Origin of the sequence: Pseudomonas sp. 9Ag (assembly GCF_902506445.1) — a bacterium.
GTDB classification, from domain to species: Bacteria; Pseudomonadota; Gammaproteobacteria; order Pseudomonadales; family Pseudomonadaceae; genus Stutzerimonas; species Stutzerimonas stutzeri_AB.
Genome location: NZ_LR733836.1, coordinates 3,556,526 through 3,573,194 on the forward strand (window position 1 = coordinate 3,556,526; position 16,669 = coordinate 3,573,194).

The window sequence follows — 16,669 nt, forward strand, 5'->3', positions numbered from 1 at the left end:
GCAATGATTTCCTGCCGTAGCCAAGTGACCCAGATGATCGTGTCCGCCAAGGTACGCAAGAAGCTGAAATGGGCCCAGATAGCCGAGTCCATTGGCATGTCCAAGGAGTGGACCACGGCTGGTTGCCTTGGCCAGATGGCCTTCGACAAGGCCCAGGCGGAAACCCTGGGCAAGTTGTTCGAGCTGTCGGATGAAGCCATCGCCTGGCTACAGATCGTGCCCTATAAAGGGTCACTGCCGACCTCGGTGCCCACCGACCCGCTTATCTATCGCTGGTATGAGCTGGTCAACGTGTATGGCAGCACCATCAAGGAACTGATTCACGAAGAATTCGGCGACGGCATCATGAGCGCCATCGACTTCTCCATGGACATCCAGCGCCAACCCGACCCAAAGGGCGACCGGGTCAACGTCGTCTTGTCTGGCAAATTCCTGCCCTACAAGAGCTACTGACCGGCGCGTAGGAAATCTCGCAAGCGGCGCGCCAGACTCTCGACTCGGAGAGCGGCAAGTCCGGCACCGCGAGCTGTCAACGGAGGCGTTGCGTACAGCCCTAGTGTGCAACCACTCCGAGCAGCTGCGCGCTGGCCTGCTGCTCCTGCTGCTCGCTCAGTTGCAGCTGCGTCAGATAAGCGGCCAGCGCCTCTATGTCCGCCTCGGACAGCTTGCCAGCGATGCCTATCATGACTGAACCGGCTCGGCTCGGATCATTGCTACGGAAACGACCCAACGCCTTGCGAATGTACTCATCAGACTGCCCGGCCAGGCGTGGCATGGTCTCCTTGCCTTGTGCATGGCTGCCGTGGCAGGCGGTGCAGGTGCGCTGAAACATCGCCTCGCCACGCTGGACCAGCGCCGCATCCGGCGCAGCGGCGGCAGGCTCGACCTTCTGCTGGCTGAAGTAGACGGCTATGTTGACCCGATCCTCCAAGGTCAAGCTTTTCGCCAGTTTCGACATCACGAAATCGACACGCTCGCCTTTGGCAAACTTCTCGAACGAATGGAACAGATAGACAGGATTCTGCGAGGCCAGATTGGGGATGTGCGGGCGCTTGCTGTTGCCGGTTTCGCCATGGCAATAGCCACAAAAAAGAGCACGTTCCTGACCGGCCTCATACGCCTGCTGACGTCGTGCCGCATCGTCCATCAGATAGTTGAAGCGCTCCATCGCCTCTTCGCTGGCGTGGGCAAACGGAACGAGGCAGCTGAGCAGAAGGAGGCTGAATAAACGCATGGCTAGTCCGGCACTGATGGGTGGTGAGGCGTGTATGGCAGCCACTGGACTATAGGGAGAAAAACAGGCGCGATACTGGCGCAGGTCAATAAAGCCTCACACACACGCGGCACCTCGCCAGACTCGAGCACCGGTTCGCAATATTCATTCGCTGCACAGCGCGCAGTGCAGCGCGCTCGGCCCGAGCGACCTTGCAGTCGACGATGAACAGCCGGCGACACACCACGACGACCTGCGCGCTATTGCCACATTGACCACCCCAAAAAAAACGGCTGACGACGCGGATTTCTGGGCCACAGCCGCCTCGCATTCGACTAAAGTAGCAGCCCTTTTTGCCAGCACGAGCCGCGCACCATGCTTGATGGACATGCCGAACTGACCATGACCGTACTGATGACTCCGGACAAGGCCAACTTTTCGGGCAACGTACATGGCGGCACGCTGCTGAAATACCTGGACGAAGTGGCCTACGCCTGCGCCAGCCGCTATGCAGGTCAGTACGTTGTAACGCTGTCGGTCGATCAGGTGAATTTCCGCCAGCCCGTGCATGTTGGCGAGCTGGTGACCTTTCTCGCCTCGGTCAACTATGTCGGCAGCACTTCGATGGAGATCGGCATCAAGGTGATCACCGAAGACATCAGGCAGAAAACCGTGCGGCATACCAATAGCTGCTTCTTCACAATGGTGGCGGTAGGTGAAGATGGTCGCCCTGCCACTGTGCCGTCACTGGCGCCGAAAACACCTGACCAGAAGCGTCGCTTCGCCCAAGCCCAGCAGCGCCGGCAGATCCGCCGGGAGCTGGAGGAGCGTTATCGCGCACTCAAGGACGATTACTGAGCCCTGCTCGCTGCCATCCTTCGGCGGCACTCAGGTGGCGAGGATGGCACCTCTGTTGAGTCCGCAAGCCTCCACGCCCTGGCAGGCAGCCCGCAAGCCGATAAAACCCTATACAATTCGCGGCTTTTCGCACTGCCAACGAGGATCCGCCGTGAGCGCTTTGCCAGCCTGCCCCCAATGCAATTCCGAATACACCTATGAAGATGGCCAGATGCTGGTCTGTCCGGAGTGCGCCCACGAATGGTCGGCCAACGCTGCAGAGCCTTCCGGTGAAGACGAAAAGCTGATCAAGGATTCGGTCGGCAACACCCTGCAGGACGGCGACACTATCACCGTCATCAAGGACCTCAAGGTCAAGGGCTCGTCGCTGGTGGTCAAGGTGGGCACCAAGGTGAAGAACATCCGTCTGGTCGACGGCGATCACGACATCGACTGCAAGATCGACGGCATCGGTGCGATGAAGCTCAAATCCGAGTTCGTCAGAAAGGTTTGAAGCGAAAAGCTTCGCGCCGGGGCGGCCTTCCCACATAAGCAAAAAACCACACCGCGCGCTCTGGTGGGAGGCGCGCCCCGCGGCGAATGCAGCCCTGTAGGGTGGATCGCGCCTCATCGATCCACCGAGCGGAGCCACGGTGGATGTAAAAGGCGACATCCACCCTACGGTCCTGGATCAGAAATCGTACGGTGGATCAGGCCTCACCGATCCACCGCGCCCGGTTAAGGTGGAGCTGAAATCGACCCACCCTACGCGACTCAAGCAAGCCGGTCGCGGCCTACGCAGGATGACTGTAAACCCATTGTCAGCGGTTATGGGTTGCGCGTTCTACGACTGGCGGCATCCGTCTACGCATCTTCAAGGCGTGAGATACGACGAACGCGTCAACCCCAGCCGCAACGCATCGATGTACTGGGTGCGTTCCTTGGCGCTGAGCCGCGCGCTGGACACCTTGTCACGGTAGTAGGTCATCAGCTCCTCGGGCGAGAGGTGCACGTAGCGCAGCATGTCTTCGATGGTGTCGTGGGTCTCGATACCGGCGTGGTAGAAGCTGCCATCCTCACGCTGGTAGACGTTGACCGAATCGGTGTCGCCAAACAGGTTGTGCATGTCGCCGAGAATTTCCTGGTAGGCCCCTACCAGGAACACCCCGAGGAAGTATTCCTCTCCCGCCTGGATCTCATGCACCGGCATGCTGTTCTCGATGCTCTGCTCGTCCACGTAATGCTTGATCTTGCCGTCGGAGTCGCAGGTCAGGTCTTGCAACACGGCGCGGCGCACCGGTTCCTCACTCAGGCGCTGCAACGGAACGATCGGCAGAATCTGGTCGATCGCCCAGGTGTCCGGCAGGCTCTGGAAAACCGAGAAGTTGCAGATGTACTTGTCGGCCAGCTTGTCATTCAACTCGTCGAGCACCGCACGGTGCGACCGCTGACGCGCCTTGAGCTGGTTGTACAGCCGGCGGCAAATGGCGAAGTAGCTCTGTTCGGCCAACGCTTTCTGCGCCAGTGACAACTTGCCAGAGGCATATTGTGCTGCCGCCTCGCTCATGTAGTGCGTCGCGCGCCAGTAGGTTTCGGTGACCATCTCGGGGTCGGTCGGGCCGAGCAGATCAGCCAGTGCCTGGACGATTTCTGGCAGCTCGTCGTAGTTCTCGATGGTCGGCGCTTCATCGTTGTGGCGCTCGAAGTCAGTCACCTGCATCACCAGCACTGCGTGGTGCGCAGTCATGGCGCGGCCGCTTTCGGAAAAAATATGCGGGTGCGGCAGTTCCTGCCGATCGCAGAACTCCTTGAGCATCCCGACTACCGTGCCGGCGTACTCATCGATGTCGTAGTTGATCGAACTGGCATTGCGCGAATGGGTGCCGTCGTAGTCGACGCCGAGGCCGCCGCCCACATCGATATGGTCGACCGGCAACCCGAGCGCGCGGAGCTCGGCGTAATAACGAATGGCCTCGCGAAAGCCATCGCGGTAGTCCGCCAGGTTGGCGATCTGCGAGCCCATGTGAAAGTGCAGCAAGCGCACGCCCTGATCGACGCCAGCCGCGCGAAAGCGCTCGATGACAGTCAGCAACTGCGCAGCGGACAGACCGAATTTGGACTTTTCACCACCGGTGTCGGCCCACTTGCTCGAAGCCAGTGAGGACAACCGTACGCGCAAGCCAACCTGCGGGATGATCTTCAGCTCCGCCGCTTCCTCGATCACCATGCCCACTTCGGACATCTTTTCGATGACGATGAAGACGTTGTGGCCGAGCTTCTGCCCCATCAGCGCCAAGCGAATGAATTCGCGATCCTTGTAGCCGTTGCAGACGATGGTGCCGCCCTTCGGCGCCAGCGCCAGCACCGCCATCAGCTCAGGCTTCGAGCCTGCTTCCAGGCCGATCGATACATTCTGCGTAGCGATAATGTTCTCGATCACCGCTTCTTGTTGGTTGACCTTGATCGGGTACAGCGCGGTGTATTTGCTCTGGTATTCGAGGCGCTCGATGTTGGCATCGAAGGCACCGGTCAAATGACGTACCCGGTCCTGCAAAATGTCAGGGAAGCGCACCAGCAGCGGCAAGGTCAGCCCGGCATCGCGCAACTGCTCGATCAGGCCGGTGAATTCGACGGCCGCGCCATTGGGTCCTTGTGGGCGCACTTCGACATGACCGTCATCACTGATCGAAAAGTAGCCTGCACCCCAGTGGCGAATACCATAGACGCTACGGCTGTCCGCTGCGGTCCATTGACTGCCGTCATCTTTACGTGTGCGTCGTACGGGCATCTAGGCCTCCTGAGAATAGGGATGAGTCTGTCGAGCTTAGCGCGACAGCGGGGCTATCCGGTTTGGACAGCCGACGCGCCCGGAAATAAGCGCACGCGCCTGATTGAGTCAGATCGGACGTTCAACCGCCCGATTTCTTGGCCTTGAATCCGCGCTTGATCAGTTCGTCGATGAGCAATTGAACATGGTCACCCTGGATTTCGATCACGCCTTCCTTGAGTGCGCCACCGGTACCGCAACGACGCTTGAGCGCACTGGCCAACTCCTTGAGCTCGACCTCCGCAAGCGGCACACCGGTTACCGTGGTGACCGTCTTGCCGCCGCGACCTTTGCTCTCCCGGCGCACGCGCGCGATGCCGTCCCCCTCAGGTATCAGCGCTTGCTTGCAGACGCAGGCATCCAGCGGTTGACTGCAATCCGGGCAGTGACGCCCCGCATCGGTGGAAAAGACCAGACCACCTAGTCCGGAAAGGGATGTGGTTTTCTTGGCCACACGCAACCTCATGAGTGTAGAAATCGGCGCGGCAAGGCTCTGCGCCACAAAGCCGGATAATTTAACAGCAAAACCGGCACACCCGAAGGGCTGCACAGCGCTTTGCCAAAAACACCGCCGGATAGCACCGCAGTTAGGTACTGGCCCCCGAAAGGCCAGCGATTTGACGCGAGAACGAGCGCCTCACACCCAGTGATAGATGACGTGAGAGAGCCGCCACCTACTGCGGGCGACTATTTACAACCGGGAAAGGTTTCGATGCGACGAGTGCACAACGAAACCCCTTACTTGAACATCGAAACCAGCTAGTTGCAGGGCTGGCACGCATGGCACGCACCAGCCCTGGGCAATATCACAACCGACCAGCAGGGGCGTAAGGCTCGGGATCGATGCACGGCGACCGATCCAGCATCAGATCGGCCAACAGCTGACATGAAGCCGGTGCAAGCACTAGTCCGTTTCGGAAGTGCCCGCAGTTGAGCCAAAGCCCATCATGCTCCGGCACCGGACCAATATACGGAATGCCGTCCGGCGAAGCAGGACGCAGACCCGCCCAATGCTTCACCACCTCAGCATCGGCTAGCCCAGGCAGCAAATCGACAGCGGTCGCCTTGAGACTTTCCAGCGCATCTTCGGTCGGCGTCTTGTCGAACCCAACGTCCTCCAAAGTACTGCCCACCAGAATGTGGCCATCACGCCGCGGAATCGCATAGCGTCGCTTGGCCAACACCATGCTCGGCAGGAAGTCCTCAGCGCACTTGAACAGAATCATCTGCCCTTTCATGGGCTTGACCGGCAGCTTCAGCCCCAGCGTCGCCAATAGGTTCCCACTCCAGGCGCCCGCCGCGACGACAACCTGCGCGGCACGCATCTCGCCCTTCGCCGTTTGCACGCCAACGATACGCGTACCTTCACGAACGAAACCGCTAACAGGGCAATGCTCGATGATCGTGACATTGGGCAGCTTCGCCAAAGCTGCACGCAGCGACTGCAGCAAACGTGGGTTCCGGACGTTGGCGACACCCGGCATGTAAACCGCCTTCGAGAAACCCTCCCTAAGCGATGGCACCGCAGCGCGCACCTGCTCCATCGCCACTCGATGCAGCGGTCGATTATGTCGGTGCGCCCAGGCTAGCGCCTGGTCCTCGTCTTCCAGGTCGAGCCAGTAGAGCCCAGTCTCGTGAACTTCAGGGTCGATCCCGCTCTGCTGCTGCAAGGCCTCGCCAAGCTTCGGATAGAAGTCCTGCGACCAGTGCGCCAACGCACTGATCGAAGCGTCATAACGCCACGGATAAAGCGGAGAAACGATGCCCCCGCCGGCCCAGGATGCTTCGGTGCCAGTCGCGGATGCCTCGCATAACGACACGGAGCACCCTGCAGCAGCCAGCCCATACGCCGACAGCAACCCGATAACGCCGCCGCCCACCACAATCGTCCGTTGCTTCAACTCAACCTCCACCACTCGGGTTCACATTTTCCGCGTTTCATCCTTGGACTTGCAGTCGCACTGGTCTAAAAAGCCCACTTCGTCAGGATGATTGACGAAGCAAAGTGGCAACGCCAGGAAGGCGGCCATCATACGTGCAAAGGAACCGCACCATGCCGAATCAGGATCAAGGCTTCACGCTTATTGAACTGCTAATCACCCTGACCGTACTGGCTATCCTGCTTGCGATCGCCATCCCGACATTCTCCTCAACGCTCGAATCGGTCCGCCAACGCACGCTGGTCAACCAGCTGCTCGCTGACCTCAACTTTGCAAGAAGCAGGGCGATAACCTCCAGGCGACCGGTCAGCATGTGCGCAGGGTCGGCCGGCTGCGACGATCAAGCGATGTGGAGCGGCCAGGTACTGATATTCGATGACCTGGATGCCAACGGCACAATTGGTGAGGACGACCTGACGCTACGTACCACTGCAGTCAAAGCGGGCCATAGCTGGAAATGGCGAAACTTTCGCCAGCAACGACACATGACATTCAAGCCCGACGGCACAACACACAGCCTCAATGGCACCTTCATCCTGTGCCGACAGGAAATGCCGGTGAGGAAGATTGTGATCAACATCACGGGGCGGACGAGACTTGCGCCACCCACGGCCGACGACCTTTGCACCTAACATGCCGCACGGCCTCGAAAACCGACCGAACGTCCGGGCAGGATGGGAAGCCGAACGGCAAACCGGGATGATTCGATGACCCTGAAACTGAGAAGAACCATGCAGCATTCCCGAGCTTTCACGCTGATCGAGTTGATGATCACGCTGGCGATCCTCGCGATCCTGTTGGCGATCGCGGCGCCCTCGTTCCGAGACACCATCCAGAACAACCGGACCCAGACTATCTCCAACGACCTAACCACTGCGCTCCAGTTCGCTCGCTCCGAGGCAGTCAAGCGTGGCGTGAGAGTGGATATCTGCCGCCGCAATGATAACGCCTGCGCCGATGCGGCCGATTGGGGAAACGGTTGGCTGGTGAAAGTGAATGGCGGCGCTGTGCTCCGCGTATGGGAGGCGGTAGGTAACCAGAATACGGTCACCGGGCCGGCTGAAACGCTCTCTTATCGGCCGAACGGCCTGCTGACCAAAACGACCGCGACAGATTTCACAGTGAAGTTTTCCAACTGCACTGGCAAACCCCAATACACCATTGCACTGACCGCGACAGGACGAGTGACGAGCACAAAAGGAACGTGCCAATGAGAAGCCCCGTTTTTATATCTGCCCGCCAACGCGGCGCGACGCTCATCGAAGTGCTTGTCGCCATGCTGATCCTTTCCGTAGGCCTGTTAGGCCTCGCTGGCATGCAGATGACGGCGCTCAAGAGCAACCAGAGCGCGTACTACCGGTCTCAGGCAACTGTACTGGCTTACGACATCATCGACCGGATGCGCGCCAATCGCACCGAAGCCTTAAACGGTGTCTACGACATCGCGCTACAGAACCAAGCCTGCGATCCAGACATCGCACCCAGCGGAACACTCGCTAAAAAAGACGTAGCCGAATGGCTGAATTCGCTTTCATGCCTGCTCTCTGGCGATGCCAAGGGCAGCGTCGTCCGAAACGATCGAGTGTTCACCGTATCCATCGAGTGGGATGACAACCGCGGCCGCATCGACGAAGCCGCTAACAACGACCGTGAAACCTTTGTCTATCGGACGCAGCTATGAAACCAGTCCCTTTTTACCGGCAGGCGGGCCTTTCGCTCATCGAGCTGATGGTAGCCATGCTGATCAGCCTGATCTTGCTGGGTGGCGTTTTGCAGGTTTTCATCTCCAGCAAAGATATGTACCGCACCAATACTGCGGTAGCCCGCGTTCAGGAAGCGGGTCGCTTCGCAACTGACTTTATGACGTTCGACGTCAGGCAAGCGGGCTACAAGGGCGAGTGCCTAAGTGACCCTCTCAGTCATTTGGAGCTGAGCTCGAAAACAACCGACGAAAAGAACGCCTTCAGCACTTCACCCGCTATCCAAGGTTGGGATAACAGCAAGCCAGTCACATTCGGTGCAGCGGATAGTACGCGCGCCGACACCGATGCGTTCATTGTCAAATATGCAGGTGAAGGAAAGGAGTTTGATCCACAGGGCACTAACAATGCTCAAACGCCAAGCCTAGGCGTGGAAGTTAAAGTGAACGATGAAAAAGGGACCGGCGCATATGCAGGTCAGATTGTTCTACTTGGCAACTCTACTGGCTGCGATATCTTCCAGAACGCCAACAATGCTAATGCCAGCTCTTTTCAGAGAGCTGGCAAGAACGTCGAGCCGGGCAATGAAGTCCCCGCGGCCGACTGGAGCCAGTCGTACCAGAAAAAGCTCACCTCCTACATATTTCGCAGCCATACCTATTACGTACGGGACAACGTCGGAAGACTCCCTTCGCTCGTTCGCAAAGCACTAACGCCCTCCGGCAATAACGTCATCTTTGCCGATGAGGAACTTGTTGAAGGCGTTATTGATATGCAGGTCACCTATGGGTTGGACCAAGACGGTGACCGCCTTGCAGACCAGTATGTGAAGGCCGGAACCAATAATCTGGTCGCCACCGGCACCGGTGATTGGGACAAGGTGGTTTCAGCGCGTATCTCGATCCTTGCAGTCAGCCCAGAAATCCACGTCCTGGAAGAACCGCAGACGTTCGTGTATCCCGCAGCTGTTGGCATCGAGCGGGACGACGACTACGCGCTTTATGAAGATGACGGCACGGTCACCATCAAGAATAACCGGGTCGCGCAGGTATATACCGCTACTGTGGCCATACGGAATCGTCTGCCATGAAACAGAGATCCTTCAGTCATTCACGTCAACGAGGGGCTGTCCTGCTCGTTGCACTCATCATGCTGTTGTTGCTCACCATCCTCGGAGCTGCAGCGATGCGTGACACTAATCTTCAGGAGCGCATGGCAGGCAACATGCGTGACCACAACTTAGCGTTTCAGGCCGCTGAGGCCGCGCTTCGGTTTGCCGAACAGGAAGTCAAAACGGATTACGACAACCTGGTCAACGACGCCCTGTACCCAGTCGACGACGAGTCGCCAGACGTGGTGACCTTCACCAGCTTTAATGGCAACGTTTATCAAGCACCAACCTACACCATCACCCGTTTGCCCCATCCCGGTCAGCTCGACATGCAAAACATGGTCAACCCAACCACCGCTGGTGGCGACTCGCTCGCGGCTGGCGAGTCGCTGATTCTCGACTTCGTTCTAGTCCGCATTGAAGCAACCGGCACCGGCGCCAGCCCGGACTCGAAGGTAACCCTTCGTTCCCTGTATTTTGTAGAGGAGTGACATGATGCCGCTCAATTATCGCCGTATGCCCTGGAATGGACCTACCGGTACGTGGCGCCCGTTGCTGCTGGCGGGGGCTGCAGTATGCTGGACACTCGGCGCTAATCAGGCCGTCGCAGACGTATCGCAGACTCCCCTGCTACTAGGTGCCAGCAATGTCCCTGGCAACCTTGCACTCGTGCCCTCCGTGGAGTGGCCGACACTGCTATCCATTGCCAACACCGGAAACTACAGTTCTGGCAATACCTATCTTGGCTACTTCGACTCGGCGAAGTGCTACACCTACGATAAAACTAACGAATGGTTTGAACCAGCCGGATATGCCACGTTGCGAAAGTGCGGTGGCTCAAAACAATGGAGTGGAAATTTCCTGAACTGGGCGGGAACGCCAACGATCGATCCATTTCGCAGCGCGCTAACCGGTGGGTATCGCTACCGTGATGAAGTTGGGCTCACAGTTCTGGAAAAAGCAAGGCATACGGGTCAAAGTAGCGCCGGCAACCGTACGTCCAGCGCCAACGTCCCTCAAAGCGAAATCGTCGGCGCCACGCCTGCCAAAAGTGACTGGACAAACTTCTATTTGCGCCTGAGTGGCTTGGGCGTTGATATGCTTTTCTCCACTTGGAATGACAAGCTTGGCGATGACAACGCATCCCTCGCTGAACAGGTCGCGTACGACCCAACACTCACAAGTCCTTGGGACGGGGATCGCCTGCTAAAGAGCTATACCCCACAAAACAGCAATACCCTGAAAACCGTTTACCGCCTCAAACTCCGGGTGAAAGTTTGTGTTCCTTCGTTGCTTGAAGCGAACTGCAAAAAATACAGTGACACCAACTACAAGCCTGAGGGCCTTCTGCAGCAGTACAACGAAAATATACGTTACAGCGTATTCGGCTACCTGAACGACGAAAAGCAGCTACGCGACGGCGGAGTATTGCGTGCGGGCCAAAAGTACATAGGCCCACTTAAAAGAGAACGTGGCGTGGCCGGCCAGATGGATAACGCACGCACAGAATGGAGCAAGACAACCGGTATTCTCGCAACTAACCCGAACCCTGATGATGCTACAGCGACTCAAACAGCATTCGGCCGGACTGTCAGCAATAGCGGTGTTATCAATTACCTGAACAAGTTCGGGCAGCTGACGACCAACCAGCACAAGAGCAACGACCCGGTTAGCGAACTCTATTATGCGGCGTTCCGTTACTTCCGAAATCTCGGCAATGTAACCGCCTACAGCACACCGACCCCAGCTCACAACCCCTCGCCGGGCGGAACAACTAAAGACAAATGGCTTGATGGATTTCCGGTCATAACGTCTTGGGAAGACCCCATTCAATACGCCTGCCAGAAAAACGTCATCCTTGGAATTGGCGATACCAATACACACGCCGATCGCAACCTGCCTGGCGCGACAGTAACTAGTCTCGAACCCGCGGTACCAGCCCAAGTCGCTGCTGATGCTGCCAACTTCAATGTCGCAACCGCCACCACGGTGGTTGGTACTCTGGAGGGCGTTGATACAAAAGCAACGACTGCAGGCCAATTCGGCGATTGCTGCAGTAATAACTCCGCCTATATCGCTGGGATGGCGTACCACGCCAATACCGTCGACCTTCGGGACGATATCAGCGGCAAGCAACTGCTCTCCACCCACTGGGTGGATGTTCGTGAAAACGGCGTACTGAAAGGCCGAGCCAAGAACCAATATTGGCTGGCAGCCAAATACGGCGGCATCAAGTTTCCCACCGATAAGGACGTTGAGGACTATGGTGACCCTTACGCCCCCTCCAAAGAGATCCAACCCAGCTGGTGGACCGACGGCGATCAGACCGAAATTGGTGAGCTTCGGCCTCGAAACTTCTACGTAGCTAGCGATGCAACCAAAATGGTCGAAAGTCTGAAAACAGCCTTCGCTAACATCTCCAAGGAAGTCAGTAGTACCACAGCGGCCCTGTCAACCAATTCAACCAAGCTGGAAACCGATACCGTCGTATTCCAATCGATGCTCGACAGCGCCAAGTGGAGCGGGGACCTACTGGCCAAGGCGGTTTCCAGCACCGGAACCGTGAGCACAACCCCTACTTGGAAAGCGGCACAGAAGCTGGATGCGCTAACCAACGCACAGACAGCTGATCGCGTCATCCTGACTTCCACGCCACCTACAGCTGACAGCACGACAGGGGCGCTGGTATCAACGACGGGCAGGACCTTCCTGTGGGATCAGTTGGAAGCAACACAGCAGACCGCCCTGAGGGCTACAGCCAGCGGAACTCCGACGACAGAAGCAGTCGGACAAGACCGACTTGCCTTCATTCGCGGCGACCGCAGCTATGAGCGCACCGATGCAGCGCCTAACAATCCGTTCCGGCAGCGGGACAGCCGGCTCGGTGACATTGCTAACTCTGACCCGCAGTACATTTACAAACCGAATTTTGGTTACTCCCAACTGCCCGAAAGCGCCGGTTTTACCAGCGCAATCAAGAGTGCATACACCACCTTTCGCTCGCAGAGCTCTTACCAAAACCGCCCGCCGCTGGTGGTAGTTGGCGCGAACGACGGCATGCTGCACGGCTTCGACGCAAGCCTTGGCAGCACAGGCGGCAAGGAGTTGTTTGCCTATGTTCCGAATGACCTTATCGACGAGCTCCACGAACTGACCGACCCAACCTATGCGCATCGCTACTATGTGGACGGTACGCCCCGTATCGGTGACGCTCTGGTCAGCGGTCAGTGGAAGACGCTCTTAGTCGGTTCGTCCGGCGCAGGTGGCCGCAGCATTTTTGCGCTGGATGTTTCGAACCCCAACAGCATGTCCGCCAGCAGCGTGCTCTGGGAATTTACACACCCGGAGATGGGCTACAGCCTCGGCCGCCCCAGTCTGGTTCCACTCTACAACGGTAAGTTCGGCGTAATCGTCACTAGCGGTTATGACCGGCCGACGACCACTACCAATGGTTATGTCTGGCTCCTGGATGCTTCGAACGGCAGTGTGATCAAGCGCTTTGATCTGCCGAACAGCGGCGATCTCGGTGCGCCTTTGGCGGTTGATATCGATAACGACCGCGTAGCGGATCGCGTTTATGTAGCCGACACGCTGGGCAAAGTGTGGCGCCTGGACATAACTGGCACGTCCGCCAGTGGATGGGACGCCCCAAGCAGCTTGAAATCCGGCGGCAACATCACCCCGTTGTTCTTGGCCAAGGACGCCAGCGGCGTTGCGCAGCCGATCACCGCACCACTAGACGCGGCCTATACCAAAGATAGGGAGATCATGCTGGTTTTCGGTACTGGCAGCTTCTATCAGACCACCGACAATGAGGTCCCTGCCTCACCGCAGGTGCAGTCGTTCTACGGCATCGTTGATAGCGGTGTCCAGATCAACGGGCGAAGCACGCTGCTGGAACAGGAAATTCTGAGAGAGGTAACCGGCACCGAACTCAATGGCCGAGCGGTCAGCGAAAACGCCATGACCGATAGCCATGGAGGATGGTACTTAGACCTGCTGTGGAAGACAGCGAGAGGCGGAACTGGCGCCAAGGGTGAGCGCGTCATTTCCCAGGCTCAACTGGGTGGCAACCGCGTCACATTCAGCACCCTTATCCCGTCCGCAAACCCTTGTGACGCGGGCGGCACAAGCTGGATCATGAGTCTCGATTTGGCAACCGGCAGCCGCCTCGTCTATTCGTATTTTGACTACAACGGCGACGGCAGTATCAATGAAGACGATTACATCGAACTGGGCGATGGAACGAAGGTTCCCGTCAGCGGCGTAGCCGACCCCGACGAAGGCGCGGTCAAGGGAACGATCGGACTAAACGATCAAAGTACCGGCAAACGCTACTTGTGCTACGCCAGCTCGGCATCTAGTACAGGTTCGAATGGCGTGACGCCGGTGTGTATCGAAGTTATGGGAAACAACAACGATTCTAATCGCTTGTCCTGGCATGAAGTGAGGAAAAATCTTTGATTACTTTAGTCTCATCGTCCCAGCGAACAGCGCGGGGCTTTACGCTGATAGAGCTGATGATCGTAGTTGCGATCATTGGCATCATCGCTGCCATCGCCTACCCCAGTTACCAGGAATACGTCCGCAGCGCTAAGCGCGCGGACGCCGAAACGGCGTTGATGGAACTGGCGCACTTTATGGAGCGCTATTACACCGGCAATGGCCGCTACGTCAAAAGCGATGGAAACGGGCCCGATCTTCCCTTCACCCAGGCGCCAAAAGATGGAGGCGCCAAAGCCTACGATATCAGCCTGATCGCAGCCAGCACCTCCCCCACTGCATACGTGCTGCAAGCCGTACCGACCGGGAGTATGGCCAACGACAAATGTGGGACCCTAACACTAGCGAACACAGGCGCCAAAGGGCAAAAAAACGGTATGACCTTGGCCGAATGCTGGAGACGCTGAACGGCTGAAACAAAAACGCCCGGCGTATAGCCAGGCGTTTCGTTTGCGGGGCTATCAAACCGCCTTCAAACGCAACTCCTTCGGCATCGAGAATGTCACGTTCTCGGGCCGACCATCCAACTCGTCCATTCCTGTCGCGCCCCATAACCTGAGCTGGTCGATCACGCCGCGCACCAGCACTTCAGGTGCTGATGCACCTGCGGTAATACCGATGCGCTCAACGTTCTCAAACCACTCCTGCTTGAGATCTTCTGCCCCGTCGATCAGATACGCGGGTGTATCCATGCGCTCCGCCAGCTCACGAAGGCGATTGGAGTTTGAGCTGTTTGGACTGCCCACTACTAGTACCAGATCGCATTCAGCCGCGAGCTGCTTTACTGCATCCTGACGGTTCTGCGTCGCGTAGCAGATGTCATCCTTACGCGGACCGCCAATGCTTGGAAACTTGCTGCGCAGCGCGTCGATGACGCGACTGGTGTCATCCATGGAAAGCGTTGTCTGGGTGACGAAGGCCAGCGCCTCGGGGTTGCGCACCTCTAGCTTCGCCACATCGTCTTCGTCTTCGACCAGGTAGATCGAGCCACCACTGGCGGTATCGTATTGCCCCATGGTGCCCTCGACTTCGGGGTGCCCAGCGTGTCCGATCAGAATGCACTCACGCCCTTCACGGCTATATTTGGTCACTTCCAGATGAACCTTGGTCACCAATGGGCAGGTGGCGTCAAATACCTTGAGGCCGCGCCTTTCCCCTTCCATGCGCACAGCCTGGGATACGCCGTGCGCACTGAAGATAACGATGAAGCCGTCCGGCACCTGATCAAGCTCATCGACGAAAACAGCGCCCCGCTCGCGGAGATCCTCTACGACAAATTTGTTATGCACGACTTCGTGGCGCACATAGATCGGCGGACCGAAGACTTCCAGCGCGCGATTAACGATCTCGATGGCGCGGTCTACACCGGCACAAAAGCCACGCGGATTGGCGAGTTTGATTTGCATATGAATTCTCGTCGCTCGGGGCGGGTGGGTTGTGGATCAAGTGAAGCTTGATGCTTTATCAGCGTGACGGCCGGACTCACGATAGCGTACGTGGGTCGGGTCGCCCAAAGGGACTGGGCGTGCCCTGCCTCCTACACGAGCAGTGCGCATGAGAGGCTATCCCTTCAGACAGGTTTGACGTCGAATATTTCCACATCGAACGTCAATGCCTTGCCGGCCAATGGATGATTGAAGTCCACGGTTACCTGACGATCATCGAAAGCCTTGACTACCCCTGGCAGCTCCGTCTTGGCAGCATCGTTGAAGATCACCAGCAGCCCTTCGGAGAGTTCCATGCCTTCGAACTGGCTCCGCGGCATGGTTTGCACATTCTGCGGGTTGTGCTGGCCGAAGCCCTGCTCGGGCGCGATCTGAAAAGTGCGCTTGTCACCAGCCTTGAGGCCGAATAACTGCTGCTCGAAACCGGGCAGCAAATTGCCATCGCCAACCTTGAACGTCGCCGGCTGCTTGTCGAAGGTGCTGTCGACTTGCTCGCCATTTTCCAGACTAAGGGAGAAATGCAGGGTGACCTGCATGTCGGGCCCGATACGCTGCTCACTCATTTACCGTTTCTCCCGTTTTACTGCTACGGAACATATCCAACGCCAGCATGACGGCACCGATTGTGATGGCGCTGTCTGCGATATTGAACGCCGGGAAATACCAGCGATTCTGCCAATGCACCAGGATGAAATCGACGACGTGTCCGAGCACCACTCGATCATAGAGATTGCCGACGGCGCCCCCTAAGACCAGTGCCAGCGCCACCGCAAGCCAAGTCTCACCGGGCTTCAAGCGCTTCATCCAGACCACCAGCACGGCGCTGACACCGATGGCGATCAAGGCGAAAAGCCAGCGCTGCCAGCCGGAATGATCGGCGAGAAAACTGAAAGCAGCGCCTGTGTTGTAGGCCAGCGTCCAGGCGAAGTAGTCGGGAATGACCTCGACTTTCTGGTACAGGCTGAAGTTGGCCTCGAAGTAATGCTTGGTCGCCTGATCTAGCGCAATGACCAGCACGCTTAGCCACAGCCAATTGAGCTTACCGAAGCGCGAGGTCATGCTGGCACCCCCGAAAGCGCGTGCCGGGTCTCAG

The 16,669-nt window shown here is 57.9% G+C and carries 17 protein-coding genes; 10 read left to right on the forward strand and 7 right to left on the reverse strand.

The window, feature by feature from the left end:
* The first annotated feature begins 3 nt into the window (after window positions 1-3).
* A complete protein-coding gene (cynS, locus tag ALTERO38_RS16150) occupies window positions 4-453 on the forward strand; it encodes a cyanase (RefSeq protein WP_102837879.1) in 450 nt (149 codons plus the stop codon).
* A gap of 100 nt (window positions 454-553) precedes the next feature.
* Here the strand turns inward: cynS and ALTERO38_RS16155 are convergent, their stop codons facing one another.
* Window positions 554-1,234 (reverse strand): c-type cytochrome, encoded by a 681-nt coding sequence (locus ALTERO38_RS16155; protein WP_159969005.1) that lies wholly within the window; start codon window positions 1,232-1,234, stop codon window positions 554-556.
* Window positions 1,235-1,588: 354 nt separating this feature from the next.
* On the opposite strand from ALTERO38_RS16155, the gene ALTERO38_RS16160 reads away from it, so the two are divergent.
* A complete protein-coding gene (locus ALTERO38_RS16160; RefSeq protein WP_159969006.1) occupies window positions 1,589-2,071 on the forward strand; it encodes an acyl-CoA thioesterase in 483 nt (160 codons plus the stop codon).
* A 151-nt stretch (window positions 2,072-2,222) separates the two neighbouring features.
* Complete coding sequence (locus tag ALTERO38_RS16165; RefSeq protein ID WP_128120901.1) at window positions 2,223-2,564, forward strand: zinc ribbon domain-containing protein YjdM; 342 nt, start codon at window positions 2,223-2,225, stop codon at window positions 2,562-2,564.
* Window positions 2,565-2,924: 360 nt separating this feature from the next.
* Here the strand turns inward: ALTERO38_RS16165 and speA are convergent, their stop codons facing one another.
* From speA to thiO, 3 genes are all read right to left on the reverse strand, one after another.
* Window positions 2,925-4,838 carry an arginine decarboxylase gene (gene speA, locus ALTERO38_RS16170; protein WP_159969007.1) on the reverse strand — a complete coding sequence of 638 codons (1,914 nt, stop codon included), beginning with the start codon at window positions 4,836-4,838 and terminating at the stop codon, window positions 2,925-2,927.
* Between the two features lie 121 nt (window positions 4,839-4,959).
* Window positions 4,960-5,331, reverse strand: a complete 372-nt coding sequence (locus ALTERO38_RS16175; protein ID WP_159969008.1) for a translation initiation factor Sui1 — start codon at window positions 5,329-5,331, stop codon at window positions 4,960-4,962.
* Window positions 5,332-5,683: 352 nt separating this feature from the next.
* Window positions 5,684-6,778 carry a glycine oxidase ThiO gene (gene thiO, locus ALTERO38_RS16180; RefSeq protein ID WP_159969009.1) on the reverse strand — a complete coding sequence of 365 codons (1,095 nt, stop codon included), beginning with the start codon at window positions 6,776-6,778 and terminating at the stop codon, window positions 5,684-5,686.
* Window positions 6,779-6,930: 152 nt separating this feature from the next.
* On the opposite strand from thiO, the gene ALTERO38_RS16185 reads away from it, so the two are divergent.
* The 7 genes from ALTERO38_RS16185 to ALTERO38_RS16215 all read left to right on the forward strand — a co-directional run bounded on the left by ALTERO38_RS16185 (window position 6,931) and on the right by ALTERO38_RS16215 (window position 14,538).
* Complete coding sequence (locus ALTERO38_RS16185; RefSeq protein ID WP_159969010.1) at window positions 6,931-7,449, forward strand: GspH/FimT family pseudopilin; 519 nt, start codon at window positions 6,931-6,933, stop codon at window positions 7,447-7,449.
* 75 nt (window positions 7,450-7,524) lie between these two features.
* A complete protein-coding gene (locus ALTERO38_RS16190) occupies window positions 7,525-8,031 on the forward strand; it encodes a GspH/FimT family pseudopilin (RefSeq protein ID WP_256663906.1) in 507 nt (168 codons plus the stop codon).
* Window positions 8,028-8,498, forward strand: coding sequence for a type IV pilus modification protein PilV (pilV, locus tag ALTERO38_RS16195; RefSeq protein ID WP_159969011.1), 471 nt, complete (start codon window positions 8,028-8,030; stop codon window positions 8,496-8,498). The genes ALTERO38_RS16190 and pilV overlap by 4 nt, the downstream gene beginning before the upstream one ends.
* Window positions 8,495-9,607 carry a PilW family protein gene (locus ALTERO38_RS16200; RefSeq protein WP_159969012.1) on the forward strand — a complete coding sequence of 371 codons (1,113 nt, stop codon included), beginning with the start codon at window positions 8,495-8,497 and terminating at the stop codon, window positions 9,605-9,607. The genes pilV and ALTERO38_RS16200 overlap by 4 nt, the downstream gene beginning before the upstream one ends.
* On the forward strand, window positions 9,604-10,119 hold the full coding sequence (locus ALTERO38_RS16205) for a PilX N-terminal domain-containing pilus assembly protein (RefSeq protein WP_159969013.1): 516 nt from the start codon (window positions 9,604-9,606) through the stop codon (window positions 10,117-10,119). The genes ALTERO38_RS16200 and ALTERO38_RS16205 overlap by 4 nt, the downstream gene beginning before the upstream one ends.
* 1 nt (window position 10,120) lies before the next feature.
* Entirely contained in the window at window positions 10,121-14,092 is a 3,972-nt protein-coding gene (locus tag ALTERO38_RS21580) for a pilus assembly protein (protein ID WP_256663907.1), read from the forward strand.
* Between the two features lie 56 nt (window positions 14,093-14,148).
* Window positions 14,149-14,538, forward strand: a complete 390-nt coding sequence (locus ALTERO38_RS16215; protein WP_159969725.1) for a type IV pilin protein — start codon at window positions 14,149-14,151, stop codon at window positions 14,536-14,538.
* A 54-nt stretch (window positions 14,539-14,592) separates the two neighbouring features.
* On the opposite strand, the gene ispH is transcribed toward ALTERO38_RS16215, so the two are convergent.
* The 3 genes from ispH to lspA form a co-directional block, all read right to left on the reverse strand.
* Entirely contained in the window at window positions 14,593-15,537 is a 945-nt protein-coding gene (gene ispH, locus ALTERO38_RS16220; RefSeq protein ID WP_159969014.1) for a 4-hydroxy-3-methylbut-2-enyl diphosphate reductase, read from the reverse strand.
* A 164-nt stretch (window positions 15,538-15,701) separates the two neighbouring features.
* The gene (gene fkpB, locus ALTERO38_RS16225) at window positions 15,702-16,139 is read right to left on the reverse strand and encodes an FKBP-type peptidyl-prolyl cis-trans isomerase (protein WP_102837892.1); all 438 of its coding nucleotides are present in this window, start codon (window positions 16,137-16,139) and stop codon (window positions 15,702-15,704) included.
* Entirely contained in the window at window positions 16,132-16,635 is a 504-nt protein-coding gene (gene lspA, locus ALTERO38_RS16230; RefSeq protein ID WP_148926860.1) for a signal peptidase II, read from the reverse strand. Before lspA ends, fkpB begins: the two co-directional genes overlap by 8 nt.
* Between the last annotated feature and the right edge of the window lie 34 nt (window positions 16,636-16,669).